This is a genomic window from Actinomadura napierensis, from assembly GCF_039529375.1.
Classification (GTDB): domain Bacteria; phylum Actinomycetota; class Actinomycetes; order Streptosporangiales; family Streptosporangiaceae; genus Spirillospora; species Spirillospora napierensis.
Genome location: NZ_BAAAMR010000110.1, coordinates 18,768 through 31,284 on the forward strand (window position 1 = coordinate 18,768; position 12,517 = coordinate 31,284).

The 12,517-nt window shown below is 72.3% G+C and carries 12 protein-coding genes; 9 read left to right on the top strand and 3 right to left on the bottom strand.

The annotated features are described in order from the left end of the window. Positions 1-42: 42 nt before the first annotated feature. The 3 genes from ABD296_RS39875 to ABD296_RS39885 are packed head-to-tail and all read right to left on the bottom strand — an operon-like array spanning position 43 to position 2,350. Positions 43-891 carry an ABC transporter permease gene (locus ABD296_RS39875; protein ID WP_344280191.1) on the bottom strand — a complete coding sequence of 283 codons (849 nt, stop codon included), beginning with the start codon at positions 889-891 and terminating at the stop codon, positions 43-45. Further along, positions 888-1,856 carry an ATP-binding cassette domain-containing protein gene (locus ABD296_RS39880; protein WP_344280194.1) on the bottom strand — a complete coding sequence of 323 codons (969 nt, stop codon included), beginning with the start codon at positions 1,854-1,856 and terminating at the stop codon, positions 888-890. The genes ABD296_RS39875 and ABD296_RS39880 overlap by 4 nt, the downstream gene beginning before the upstream one ends. Further along, entirely contained in the window at positions 1,853-2,350 is a 498-nt protein-coding gene (locus ABD296_RS39885; protein ID WP_344280196.1) for a MarR family winged helix-turn-helix transcriptional regulator, read from the bottom strand. Before ABD296_RS39885 ends, ABD296_RS39880 begins: the two co-directional genes overlap by 4 nt. A gap of 225 nt (positions 2,351-2,575) precedes the next feature. On the opposite strand from ABD296_RS39885, the gene argC reads away from it, so the two are divergent. The 9 genes from argC to tyrS all read left to right on the top strand — a co-directional run bounded on the left by argC (position 2,576) and on the right by tyrS (position 12,078). Continuing rightward, complete coding sequence (gene argC, locus ABD296_RS39890) at positions 2,576-3,604, top strand: N-acetyl-gamma-glutamyl-phosphate reductase (RefSeq protein WP_344280199.1); 1,029 nt, start codon at positions 2,576-2,578, stop codon at positions 3,602-3,604. Beyond that, positions 3,601-4,758: a bifunctional glutamate N-acetyltransferase/amino-acid acetyltransferase ArgJ gene (gene argJ / locus ABD296_RS39895; RefSeq protein ID WP_344280202.1), complete on the top strand. Its 1,158-nt coding sequence runs from the start codon at positions 3,601-3,603 to the stop codon at positions 4,756-4,758. Before argC ends, argJ begins: the two co-directional genes overlap by 4 nt. Positions 4,759-4,781: 23 nt before the next feature. Then, complete coding sequence (gene argB, locus ABD296_RS39900) at positions 4,782-5,696, top strand: acetylglutamate kinase (RefSeq protein ID WP_344280224.1); 915 nt, start codon at positions 4,782-4,784, stop codon at positions 5,694-5,696. Continuing rightward, a complete protein-coding gene (locus ABD296_RS39905; RefSeq protein WP_344280204.1) occupies positions 5,693-6,892 on the top strand; it encodes an acetylornithine transaminase in 1,200 nt (399 codons plus the stop codon). Before argB ends, ABD296_RS39905 begins: the two co-directional genes overlap by 4 nt. 4 nt (positions 6,893-6,896) lie before the next feature. Further along, positions 6,897-7,817 carry an ornithine carbamoyltransferase gene (gene argF / locus ABD296_RS39910; RefSeq protein WP_344280207.1) on the top strand — a complete coding sequence of 307 codons (921 nt, stop codon included), beginning with the start codon at positions 6,897-6,899 and terminating at the stop codon, positions 7,815-7,817. 8 nt (positions 7,818-7,825) lie between these two features. Beyond that, the gene (locus ABD296_RS39915; protein WP_344280227.1) at positions 7,826-8,329 is read left to right on the top strand and encodes an arginine repressor; all 504 of its coding nucleotides are present in this window, start codon (positions 7,826-7,828) and stop codon (positions 8,327-8,329) included. Positions 8,330-8,458: 129 nt separating this feature from the next. Further along, on the top strand, positions 8,459-9,871 hold the full coding sequence (gene argH / locus ABD296_RS39920; protein ID WP_344280210.1) for an argininosuccinate lyase: 1,413 nt from the start codon (positions 8,459-8,461) through the stop codon (positions 9,869-9,871). A gap of 209 nt (positions 9,872-10,080) precedes the next feature. Beyond that, the gene (locus tag ABD296_RS39925) at positions 10,081-10,716 is read left to right on the top strand and encodes a DNA-3-methyladenine glycosylase (RefSeq protein ID WP_344280213.1); all 636 of its coding nucleotides are present in this window, start codon (positions 10,081-10,083) and stop codon (positions 10,714-10,716) included. Positions 10,717-10,800: 84 nt separating this feature from the next. After that, positions 10,801-12,078: a tyrosine--tRNA ligase gene (gene tyrS, locus ABD296_RS39930; protein WP_344280216.1), complete on the top strand. Its 1,278-nt coding sequence runs from the start codon at positions 10,801-10,803 to the stop codon at positions 12,076-12,078. Positions 12,079-12,517 lie beyond the last annotated feature (439 nt).

Consider the following 12,517-nt stretch of genomic DNA (forward strand, 5'->3'; position numbering starts at 1 on the left):
GGCCCCGCGCGGAACGTCCGCGCGGGGCCTCCGACGGTCCGGTCAGGTCAGGACGCGGCGGGTGAACGTGCGGGTGGCGGCCCACGTCAGCAGGACCGTCCCGCCGACGATGGCCAGCAGGAACGCCCACGCCGGCATGTGCGGGATGCCGGGCGTCAGGGTGCTGCGCAGCCCCTCGCTGACGTACACGAGCGGGTTGAACAGGCTGAGGATCTGCAGCCACCGGATGTGGTCCAGCGCCGACCACGGGTAGTACACGCAGCCGAGCATCGTCATCGGCAGCAGCACCATCGCGAACAGGACCTGCACCTTCTGCGGGTTCAGCAGCGTGCCGAGCAGCAGCCCGCCGGCCGCGGCCAGCAGCGACCCCGCCACCATCACCACGACCAGCACGGGCCAGTTCTCGACGTGCACGTGCGGCGACTGGCCCTCGGCGTGGATGAGCAGCACGGCCGGGAACACCAGCAGCCCGCCGATCAGGCCCTGCAGCGCCGCCGCGACGATCTTCTGCACCGCCAGCAGCGGGATCGGCACCGGCGCCAGCGCCCGGTCGGTGATGGACTTCTGCCAGTTCAGCTCCATCATCAGCGGGAAGATCACCGCCATCATCGCCTGCATGATGATGGACGAGCCGACCAGCCCGGGCACCAGGATCGTGGAGAACGTCGGCCCGCCGGGGCCGCCCGCCATCGCACCGCCGCCGAGCTTGGGCAGCACGTAGGAGAACACGAACACGAACATCACCGGCTGCACCAGCACCCGGACGAACGTCGACAGGAAGTTCTTGCGCATCACCCGCGCCTCGCGCGCCATCATCGCGGCGAACGTGCGGGGGATCGTCGCGCGCGCCGCGGGCGGCGGCTTCAGGACGGCGGTGGCCGGGGCGGTCATTCGCGGTACTCCCTTCCGGTGAGGGTGAGGAAGACGGTCTCCAGGCTGGGACGCAGCTGGGTGGCGTCGGTGACGCCGACCCCGGCGGCCGACCCGATGGTGACGAGCTCGCCGAGGATCCCGTCGGGCTCGGTGGCGAACACCCGCACCTGGCCGTCGTTGACCTCGACCTTGCTGATGCCGTCGCGGTCGGCCAGCTTGTGGATCTCGTCGGGCGCGGGGGCGTCGTAGGCGACGGTGATGACGGTGTCGGCGCCCGCGGTGGCCTTCAGCTCGTCCACCGTGCCCGCGGCGAGGAGCCTGCCGTGGTCGACGACCGCGACCCGGTCGCAGAGCGCCTCGGCCTCCTCCATGTAGTGGGTGGTGAGCAGGATCGTCTGCCCGCCGGCCTGCAGGCCGCGCAGCACCTCCCACAGGTTGGTGCGGGTCTGCGGGTCGAGCCCGGCGGTCGGCTCGTCCAGGAACAGGACCTCGGGGCCGTGCATCAGGGCCCGGCAGATCATCACCCGCTTGGCCTGCCCGCCCGACATCTCGAACGGGTTGCCCTTGCGGTGCTCGGTCAGCCCGAACAGCTCCATCAGCTCGTCGGCGCGCCGCCGCGCGTCCCGCGCGCTCAGCCCGAAGAACCGGCCGCGGAACTCCAGGTTCTCGGCGGCGGTGAGGTCGCTGTCGAGGGTGTTGTTCTGCGACACCACGCCGATCCGGCGCTTGATCTCCACGGCGTCCTTCACCACGTCCAGCCCGGTCACCCGGGCGGTGCCGCCGGTCGGGACGACCAGCGTGGTGAGCATGCCGATGGTGGTGGACTTGCCGGCGCCGTTCGGGCCGAGCAGCCCGAAGAACTCGCCGCGCGGCACGTCGAGGTCGATGCCCCGGACGGCGGGCACCGCGGGCCGCGGGCCGGCGGCGGGGTAGGTCTTCTTCAGCTCCACCGTCTGGACGGCGGGCTCGGGGGGTGCGCTCACGCGCTGTCTCCCTTCCCTGGCTTGCCCTCGGGGTAGTTCTCGAACTGCTTGATCAGGTTGAGCAGGAACCGCCGGACGGCCGCCTCGTCGCCTTCCTCGACGACGTCGTACAGCTCGTGCAGGTCCCGGCCGATGGGCTGGGACTTCTCGGCGAGGAGCCGGCGGCCCTCGTCGGTGATGCGCAGCATCACGCCGCGCCGGTCGCGGTAGGAGCGCTCGCGCCGCACGTGCCCGTTGCGCTCCAGCGTGTCGACCACCGAGGTGATGGTGGCCGGGGTGACCAGCAGCCGTTTCGCGCACTCGCTCGGGCGCAGGCCGTCCTCGACGACCAGCAGGCGGAGCAGGAAGAAGCCCGCCGGGCTGATCCCGTGCTTCTCGACGATCCGCCAGACGACCGGCCCCGCCAGCCGTGAGGCGGCGCCGAAGAGGCGGCCGACCGGCCACTCCTCCATGGGGCCGAGGACCGTGAGGTCGCCGAAGCCGAGGTTCTCCATGGCGGCGATGTTAGAGCTCCGATGTTTAGATGGCAAATCTTTAGAGGCCTAACTACACGCCGGATCACGGGTGTCAACATAGGTTGACGCCTGGAGGATGTCAACATCAGTTGACATGATGGGGCCCTGTGTCGCTCGTCTCAGATCGCGCTGACCGGACGTCCGACGTTGAATAGGTTTCCAGTTGCATGCATACTCTTACTTGTTGTTGGGCTGAGGAGGAACATGGGAATCCGGACGGCGGTCGCCGGCGCCAGCGGTTACGCGGGCGGCGAGCTGCTGCGCATCCTGGCGGGACATCCAGAGTTCGAGATCGGCGCGCTCACGGCGGGCTCCAACGCGGGCACCGAGCTGGGCGTGCACCAGCCGCATCTGCGATCCCTGGCCGGGCGCGTCCTGGCCGAGACCACCCCGGACACCCTCGCGGGTCACGACGTCGTGTTCCTGGCCCTGCCGCACGGGCAGTCGGGACCGCTGGCGGCGCAGCTGGGCGGCGACGTCCTGGTCGTCGACTGCGGCGCCGACCACCGGCTCACCGACCCGGCGGCCTGGGAGGCCTTCTACGGCACCCCGCACGCCGGCACCTGGCCCTACGGGCTCCCCGAGCTGCCCGGGCGGCGGGACGCGCTGCGCTCCACCGGGCGGATCGCGGTCCCCGGCTGCTACCCGACCGCCGTCAGCCTCGCGCTCTTCCCGGCGTTCGCCGCCGGGCTCGCCGAACCCGACGTCGTCGTGGTCGCCGCGTCCGGCACCTCGGGCGCCGGACGCTCCCTCAAGCCGCACCTGCTCGGCAGCGAGGTGATGGGCTCGGTCAGCGCGTACGCCGTCGGCGGCGTCCACCGGCACACCCCCGAGATGACGCAGAACCTCAGCGCCGTCGCCGGGGAGGAGGTCACCGTCTCCTTCACCCCGACGCTCGCGCCGATGAGCCGCGGCATCCTCGCGACCTGCACGGCCAAGGCCCGCCCGGGCGTCACCGCCGCGACGCTGCGCGCCGCCTACGGCGACGCCTGCGCCGGCGAGCCGTTCCTCGGCCTGCTGCCCGAGGGCCAGTGGCCCGCCACCTCCATGACGCTCGGCGCGAACACCGCGCTCGTCCAGGTCGCGCTGGACGAGGCCGCCGGCCGGATCATCGCGGTCGTCGCCATCGACAACCTCGCCAAGGGCACCGCGGGCGGCGCGGTCCAGAGCGCCAACCTCGCCCTCGGCCTCCCGGAAGAACTCGGGTTGACCACGATCGGAGTGTCCCCTTGAGCGTCACCGCCCCCCGGGGTTTCCGCGCCGCCGGCGTCGTCGCCGGGCTGAAGGACAGCGGCACCCGCGACCTGGCCATCGTCGTCAACGACGGGCCGTCCCGCGCCGCCGCCGCCGTCTTCACCCGCAACCGCGTCAAGGCCGCGCCCGTCCTGTGGTCGGAGCAGGTGCTCAACGGCGGCCGCGTCCGCGCGGTCGTGCTGAACTCCGGCGGCGCCAACGCCTGCACCGGCGCCCCCGGCTTCCAGGACACCCACGCCACCGCCGAGAAGGCCGCCGAGCTGCTGGCCGACTCCGCCGGCGAGATCGCCGTCTGCTCCACCGGCCTGATCGGCGAGCGGCTGCCGATGGACGCGCTGCTCCCCGGCATGGACAAGGCCGTCGCGGAGCTGTCGCGCGGCGACGGCGGCCTCGCCGCCGCCGACGCGATCCGCACCACCGACAGCGTCGGGAAGATCTCCTTCCGGCAGGGCGACGGCGGCTACATGATCGGCGCGATGGCCAAGGGCGCGGGCATGCTCGCCCCGTCCCTGGCCACCATGCTGTGCGTGATCACCACCGACGCCGACCTGCCCGCCGACACCCTCGACCGGGCGCTGCGCGCCGCCACCCGCGTCACCTTCGACCGGCTCGACTCCGACGGCTGCATGTCCACCAACGACACCGTCCTGCTGATGGCGTCCGGCGCCACCGGCACCGTCCCCGGCGAGGAGGAGTTCACCGCGCTGCTCACCGAGGTGTGCGCCGACCTGACCCGGCAGCTCCTCGTGGACGCCGAGGGCGCCTCCAAGGCCATCGCCATCGAGGTCGTCGGCGCCGCGTCCGAGGACGACGCGGTCACGGTCGGCCGGTCCATCGCCCGCAACAACCTCCTCAAGTGCGCCATCCACGGCGAGGACCCCAACTGGGGTCGGGTGCTGTCGGCGATCGGCACCACCGACGCCGTGTTCGAGCCCGACCAGCTCAACGTCGCCATCAACGGCGTCTGGGTGTGCCGCAACGGCTCGTTCGGCGACGACCGCGACAAGGTCGACATGCGCCCCCGCGACGTGACGATCACCGCGGACCTGTCCGCCGGCCCGCACAGCGCCACCGTCTGGACGAGCGACCTCACCGCCGACTACGTCCACGAGAACTCGGCGTACTCCACATGACCGCGATCACCAGCGGCGCCCAGATGCGCAAGAACCGCGCCGGGGTCATGGGCAAGGCGGAGACGCTGATCAAGGCGCTGCCGTGGCTGGAGCGCTTCCACGGCACGACCGTCGTGATCAAGTACGGCGGGCACGCGATGACCGACGAGGCGCTGCGGCACCAGTTCGCCGAGGACATCGTGTTCCTGCGCTACGCCGGGCTGAAGCCGGTGATCGTGCACGGCGGCGGCCCGCAGATCAACGCCGCGCTGGAGCGCAACGGGATCGACTCGACCTTCACCGCCGGCCTGCGCGTCACCACCCCGGAGGCGATGGAGGTCGTCCGGATGGTGCTGACCGGCCAGGTGCAGCGGGACGTCGTCGGGCTGATCAACCGGCACGGGCCGTTCGCCGTCGGCATGTCCGGCGAGGACGCGAACCTGTTCACCGCCGAGCGCAAGCACGCGGTCGTGGACGGCGCGCGCGTCGACATCGGCCAGGTCGGCGAGATCGTCGAGGTGGAGGTCGGCGCCGTCCGGGCGCTGCTGGACGACGGGCGCGTGCCGGTCGTGTCGAGCATCGCGCGCGGCGACGACGGCGAGGTGTACAACGTCAATGCCGACACGGCCGCGGCGGCGCTCGCCGTCGCGCTGGACGCGGCGAAGCTGGTCGTGCTCACCGACGTGGAGGGCCTGTACGCCGACTGGCCCGACAGCGACGACGTGATCGACCGGCTGAGCACGGACGAGCTGGCAGCGCTGCTGCCGGACCTGTCCGCCGGGATGGTGCCGAAGATGGAGGCGTGCCTGGCCGCCGTGCGCGGCGGCGTCCCGCAGGCGCACGTCCTGGACGGGCGGGTCCCGCACTCGCTGCTGCTGGAGATCTTCACCGACGAAGGGATCGGAACGATGGTGCTGCCGAGCCTCCCCGGCGGACCGGTGACGGAGGACCCGAAATGAGCACGGCCGATCTGCGGAAGCGGTTCGAGGCCGCGTTCATGCCGAACTACGGCGTCCCGCCGGTGGCGCTGGTGCGCGGCGAGGGCTGCCGGGTGTGGGACGCCGACGGCCGCGAGTACCTCGACCTGATCGGCGGTATCGCGGTCAGCTCTCTCGGGCACGGCCACCCGGCCCTGGTCGAGGCGGTGTCGAAGCAGGCCGCCGCGATCGCGCACACCTCCAACCTGTTCCTGAACGAGCCCGAGGTGCTGCTGGCCGAGCGGCTGCGGGAGCTGCTCGGCGGCGACGGCCGGGTGTTCCTCGCCAACAGCGGCACCGAGGCCAACGAGGCCGCGCTCAAGCTCGCCATCAAGTACGGCAAGACCAACGGCCGGACCTACTTCGTCGCGACGGAGAACGGATTCCACGGCCGGAGCATGGGCGCGCTGTCGCTCACCGGGAAGAAGGCGATCCGGGAGCCGTTCGGGCCGTTCGCGATCGACGTCCGGTTCGTCCCCTACGGTGACGCGGACGCGCTCAAGGCCGCCGTGGACGAGCAGTGCGCCGCGGTCTTCCTGGAGCCCACGCAGGGCGAGGCGGGGGTCGTGCCCCCGCCGGAGGGCTACTTCACCGCCGCCCGCGAGATCTGCGACGCGACCGGCGCGCTGTTCGTCGCCGACGAGATCCAGTCGGCCATCGGTCGGACCGGAGCCTGGTTCGCGTTCCAGCACGAGAACGCGAAACCGGACATCCTGACGCTCGCCAAGGGCCTCGGTGGCGGCCTGCCGATCGGTGCGTGCGTCGCCTTCGGCCCGCACGGCGAGATCTTCGCCAAGGGCGACCACGGCAGCACGTTCGGCGGCAACCCGGTCAGCGCCGCCGCCGCCCTCACCGTCCTGGACACCATCGAGAAGGACGGCCTGCTCGGCAACGCCGCCGCGGTGGGGGAGACCCTCGCGTCCGGGATCGCGGCGATCGACCACCCGCTGCTCAAAGGCGTCCGGGGCCGGGGCCTGTGGCGCGCCGCCGTTCTCACCGGCCCGCACGCGCCCGCCGTCGAGGCCGCCGCCCGCGACGCCGGCTTCCTCATCAACGCGCTCCAGCCCGACGCGCTGAGGCTCGCCCCGCCGCTGATCCTCACCGGGGAGCAGGCCCGTTCGTTCACCGCCGCGTTCCCCTCGATCCTCGACGCCGCGTCCGCCGTGAAGGAGAGCTGACCCCATGACCGTCCGGCACTTCCTCCGCGACGACGACCTCGCGCCCGCCGAACAGGCCGAGGTCCTCGACCTCGCCGCGCGGGTCAAGAAGGACCGGTTCGCCCACCGGCCGCTGGAGGGCCCGCAGTCGGTCGCCGTCCTGTTCGACAAGCCGTCCACCCGGACCCGCCTGTCGTTCACCGTCGGCATCGCCGAACTCGGCGGCAACCCCATCGTCATGGACGCCGGCACCAGCCAGCTCGGCCGCGGCGAGACCATCGCCGACACCGCCCGCGTGCTCGAACGCCAGGTCGCCGCGATCGTCTGGCGGACGGCCGGGCAGGAGCGCGTCGAGGAGATGGCCGCCGGCACCGCCGTCCCGGTCGTCAACGCCCTCACCGACGAGTTCCACCCGTGCCAGATCCTCGCCGACCTGCAGACCGTCCAGGAGACCAAGGGCGGGCTCGCCGGCGCGGCCCTCGCCTACTTCGGCGACGGCGCCAACAACATGGCCCACTCCTACCTGCTCGGCTGCGCGACCGCCGGCATGCACGTCCGCGTCGCCGCGCCGCCGTCCCTGCCGCCCGACCCCGCCGTCGTGGCCCGCGCCACCGAGATCGCCGCCGTCACCGGCGGCGCGGTCACCGTCACCGGCGACCCCGCGCGGGCCGCCGCCGGCGCCGACGTCCTCGCCACCGACACCTGGGTGTCGATGGGGGAGGAGGGCAAGGACACCTCGCTCTACGAGCCCTACGCGGTCGACGAGGACCTGCTCGCCCGCGCCGACTCCGAGGCGGTCGTCCTGCACTGCCTGCCCGCCTACCGCGGCAAGGAGATCTCCGCCGCCGTCCTCGACGGCCCCCGCAGCCGCGTGTGGGACGAGGCGGAGAACCGGCTGCACGCCCAGAAGGCGCTGCTGGTCTGGCTGCTGGAGCGGTCCCGGTGACGACCCCGATGACCAAGACCGCCCGCCAGTCCCGGGTGATCGACCTGCTGACCCGCCACCCCGTCCACTCGCAGGGCGAGCTCGCCAAGCTCCTGCAGGACGCCGGCGTCGACGTCACCCAGGCCACCCTCTCCCGCGACCTGGTCGAGATCGGCGCGGTCAAGCTCCGCGCCGACGACGGCAGCCTGATCTACGCCGTCCCCGGCGAGGGCGGCGAGCGGATCCGGCGGGCCCGCACCGGCGGCGCCGAGACCTTCGCCGGACGGCTCTCCCGGATCGCCGCGGAACTGCTGGTGTCGGCCGAGGCGTCCGCGAACCTGGTCATCGTCCGCACCCCGCCGGGCGCCGCGCAGTACCTGGCCTCGGCGATCGACCACGCCGAATGGTCGACGATCCTCGGCACGGTCGCGGGCGACGACTCCATCCTCGTCATCGCCCGCGACCCGAACGGCGGGGAGGACGTCGCCGAGTCGCTGATCGGGCTGACCGCCGGCCGCGAACGGCGGAGCTAGGGCGCCGCGCGCCCGAGGATCCGGATCGACCCGCCGTGACCGGCGCACGGGCGCCGGACGCGCACCGGCGCGCCGGGCATGGTGGGATGGCAACACACAACGCACAGCGCTGGGAAGAAGAGGATTTCCGTGACCAAGGCACCGACGCGACTGTGGGGCGGCCGGTTCGAGGGCGGGCCGTCGGACGCGCTCGCGCGGCTCTCGGTGAGCGTCCAGTTCGACTGGCGGCTCGCCCCCTACGACCTGATGGGCTCGCGCGCCCACGCCCGCGTCCTCAACCGGGCCGGGCTGCTGACCGACGACGAGCTGGACCGCATGATCGGTGCCCTCGACGACCTGGAGGCCGCCTGCCGGTCCGGGGAGTTCCGGCCCGCCGTCGCCGACGAGGACGTGCACACCGCCCTCGAACGCGGCCTGCTGGAGCGCCTCGGCGCCCTCGGCGGCAAGCTCCGCGCCGGCCGCAGCCGCAACGACCAGGTCGCCACCGACCTGCGCCTGTACCTGCGCGACCACGCCCGGCAGATCGTCTCCCGGCTCGTCGAGCTGGAGACCGCGCTGATCGCGCAGGCCGAGCACAACCTCGGCGTCGCCGCGCCCGGCATGACCCACCTGCAGCACGCGCAGCCGGTGCTGTTCTCCCACCAGCTGCTCGCGCACGTCCAGCCGCTCACCCGCGACATCGCCCGGCTCCGCGACTGGGACAAGCGCGCCGCGATCTCGCCGCTCGGCTCCGGGGCCCTCGCCGGCTCCTCGCTGCCACTGGACCCGCGGGCCACCGCCGCCGAACTCGGCTTCGACGCCGCCGCGCCCAACTCCATGGACGCCGTCGCCGACCGCGACTTCGTCGCCGAGTTCCTGTTCACCGCCGCGCTGATCGGCGTGCACCTGTCCCGCCTCGGCGAGGAGATCTGCCTCTGGGCGTCGCAGGAGTTCCGCTGGATCGAGATGGACGACACCTACGCCACCGGGTCGTCGATCATGCCGCAGAAGAAGAACCCCGACGTCGCCGAGCTGGCGCGCGGCAAGGCCGGCCGGCTCATCGGCCACCTCGTCGGCCTGCTCACCACCCTCAAGGGCCTGCCGCTCACCTACAACCGCGACCTCCAGGAGGACAAGGAGGGCGCGTTCGACGCCGTCGAGACGCTGCTGCTCGTCCTGCCCGCGATGTCCGGGCTGATCGCCACCATGCGGATCAACACCGAGCGGCTGGAGACCTCCGCGCCCGACGGCTTCGCCCTCGCCACCGACCTCGCCGAACTGCTGGTGCGGCGCGGCGTGGCGTTCCGCGACGCCCACGAGGTCGTCGGCCACCTCGTCGTCTGGTGCCAGGTCAACGACAAGGACTTCGACGACCTCACCGACGACGAGCTGGCGAAGGTGTCGCCGCACCTGACGCCGGACGTCCGCGAGGTCCTCAACGTGCAGGGCGCCCTGGCGTCCCGCAAGGCCTACGGCGGCACCGCCCCGGACCGCGTCCGCGAGCAGATCACCGCGCTGCGCGCCCAGGTCAACGAGCACGCCTCCTGGGCCACCGACGCCTGACCGGCGCCTGGAGCGGAGCCCCGGCGGAGCGGAAGGCGACGGTCAGGCTGCTTTTGCCTGGGGCGGGAGACAGGAATACGGACACTTGACGGCGGGCCACAGAGGGGCCCAAGGGCCGCCCGGCCGCCGACCGGCCGGGCGGCCGCGCCGGTCCGCGCCGCCCCCTAGGCTGGTCGACCGGCGGACACCCCCTAGACCACGGTGAGGCGATGGACGGAGCGCTGCTGCCACGGGACTTCTTCGACCGGCCGGTGGACGAGGTCGCGCCCTCGCTGCTCGGGCACGTGATCACGCATCGCACCGCCGAGGGCGAGGTCGCCGCGCGGCTCACCGAGGTCGAGGCGTACGCGGGCCCCCTGGACCCCGCGTCCCACGCCTACCGCGGCGAGACACCGCGCAACGCGGTGATGTTCGGGCCGCCCGGGCACGTCTACGTCTACTTCACCTACGGCATGCACTTCTGCATGAACCTGGTGTGCGGGCCGGACGGGACGTCCTCCGCGGTGCTGCTGCGCGCCGGGGAGATCGTCGCGGGGGAGGAGATCGCCCAGGCGCGCCGCCCGAAGTCCACCGTCCGGGACCTGGCCCGCGGCCCCGCCCGGCTGTGCCAGGCCCTCGGCGTCGTCCGCGACCAGAACGGCCTGGACGTGTGCACGCCCGGCGGCGAGATGACGATCCTCCGGGGCGAGCCCGCCGATCCCGCGCTGATCCGCAGCGGGCCCCGGACCGGGGTCAACGGCGCCAAGGAGGTGCCGTGGCGGTTCTACGTCGACGGCGACCCGACCGTGTCGCCCTACCGGGCGCACGTCCCGCGCGTGCGCCGGAAGGCCGCCGGACGGGCCTGACCTCCGAATATCGTTGGCGTGGGCGTCCGCCCATCGGGCAGTCTGGTGAAAGAGCCGGACGGCAAGGCTGAGACGAGGGAGAACGTGACCGACATCCTGGATGACCTCGCGTGGCGCGACCTGATCGCGCAGTCCACCGAGCTGGACGAGATGCGGGCGCTGCTCGCCGCGGGGCCGGTCACGCTGTATTGCGGGTTCGACCCGACGGCGCCCTCGCTGCACCTCGGGAACCTCATCCAGATCCTCGTCCTGCGGCGCTTCCAGCAGGCGGGGCACCGTCCCCTCGGCCTCGTCGGCGGCGCCACCGGCCTCATCGGCGACCCCAGCGGCAAGAGCGCCGAACGCGTGCTGAACTCCGAGGAGACCGTCGCCGGCTGGGTCGAGCGGATCCGCGGCCAGGTGTCGCGGTTCCTGGACTTCGACGACGGCCCCACCGGCGCCACCATGGTCAGCAACCTCGACTGGACCGGCCCCATGTCGGCGATCGAGTTCCTGCGCGACATCGGCAAGCACTTCCCGGTCAACCGGATGCTCGCCCGCGAGACCGTCAAGGCCCGCCTCGACACCACCGGGATGAGCTACACCGAGTTCAGCTACGTGCTCCTGCAGTCCATGGACTTCCTGGAGCTGTACCGGCGGCACGGATGCGTGCTGCAGACCGGCGGCAGCGACCAGTGGGGCAACCTCACCGCCGGCGTCGACCTCATCCGGCGTGTCGAGGGCGGCAGCGCGCACGCGCTGACGACCCCGCTGCTCACCAAGGCGGACGGGACGAAGTTCGGCAAGACCGCCGGCGGCGAGACGTACTGGCTCGACCCCGAGCTGACCTCGCCGTACGCCTTCTACCAGTTCTGGATCAACGCCGACGACCGCGACGTGGAGAAGTTCCTCAAGGTCTTCAGCTTCCGCTCACGGGAGGAGATCGAGGACCTGGTCAAGCAGGGCGCCGACCGGCCGGCGGCACGCCTGCCGCAGCGCGCCCTCGCTGAGGAGATGACCACGCTCGTCCACGGCGCGGACGAGACCGCCGCTGTGGTCGCCGCCTCCAAGGCCCTGTTCGGCCAGGGCGCACTGGAGGAGCTGGACGAGCGGACCCTCAGGTCCGCGCTGGCGGAGGTCCCCCGCACGGAGATCCCGCCGGGGGAGCTGCCGCCCGTGGTGGACCTCCTGGCGGCGTCGGGCCTGTGCAAGAGCAAGTCCGAGGCACGACGCACGATCTCCCAGGGCGGCGTTTACCTGAACAACGCCAAGGTCGAGTCGGAGGACGCCGCGCCGGCGTCGGCCGACCTGCTGCACGGCAGGTTCCTCGTCCTGCGGCGCGGCAAGCGCAACGTCGGCGGCGTCGAGGTGGCCGCCGGCTGAACCGCGCTAGACGAGCGCCCGTCCGGATTCGTCCGGGCGGGCGCTCGCCATGAACGGGAAAACTTCGGTAGATCCACGTCACAGTGCGGTCACGGGCACCCTCCGCAAGCCTCATCTGCGGCCTTGAAACGTCGCTTGACCTGCGCAAACGCGACCTCGGGGCTTGATTTGACGCTCTCGTCGCGGGGACCTAGTGTTCTACACGCCCCACGGGGGAGCGGGACGCCGACAAGGCGGCCGGCCCCAGGGGAACCCTCCACAGACCAACCGGGACGAGCTTGTTCGCGCCCAAAAGGGACGTCGAGGACCGAACCGCCCAGAGTTTGACAAAGTGGGCGGATCGGGTAAGCTTGAAGGGTTGGCCCGGAGCGAGGTTCGCGAGAGCGGATCGAGCGCGGTGGGTGTCCGTTTCTTGAGAACTCAACAGCGTGTTAAAAGC

What these genes read in the sequence shown, in the direction of transcription:
- ABD296_RS39875 (WP_344280191.1), bottom strand. Translation starts at nt 891, where the DNA reads ATGACCGCCCCGGCCACCGCCGTCCTGAAGCCGCCGCCCGCGGCGCGC.
- ABD296_RS39885 (WP_344280196.1), bottom strand. Translation starts at nt 2,350, where the DNA reads ATGGAGAACCTCGGCTTCGGCGACCTCACGGTCCTCGGCCCCATGGAG.
- argC (WP_344280199.1), top strand. Translation starts at nt 2,576, where the DNA reads ATGGGAATCCGGACGGCGGTCGCCGGCGCCAGCGGTTACGCGGGCGGC.
- argB (WP_344280224.1), top strand. Translation starts at nt 4,782, where the DNA reads ATGCGCAAGAACCGCGCCGGGGTCATGGGCAAGGCGGAGACGCTGATC.
- ABD296_RS39905 (WP_344280204.1), top strand. Translation starts at nt 5,693, where the DNA reads ATGAGCACGGCCGATCTGCGGAAGCGGTTCGAGGCCGCGTTCATGCCG.
- argF (WP_344280207.1), top strand. Translation starts at nt 6,897, where the DNA reads ATGACCGTCCGGCACTTCCTCCGCGACGACGACCTCGCGCCCGCCGAA.
- ABD296_RS39915 (WP_344280227.1), top strand. Translation starts at nt 7,826, where the DNA reads ATGACCAAGACCGCCCGCCAGTCCCGGGTGATCGACCTGCTGACCCGC.
- ABD296_RS39925 (WP_344280213.1), top strand. Translation starts at nt 10,081, where the DNA reads ATGGACGGAGCGCTGCTGCCACGGGACTTCTTCGACCGGCCGGTGGAC.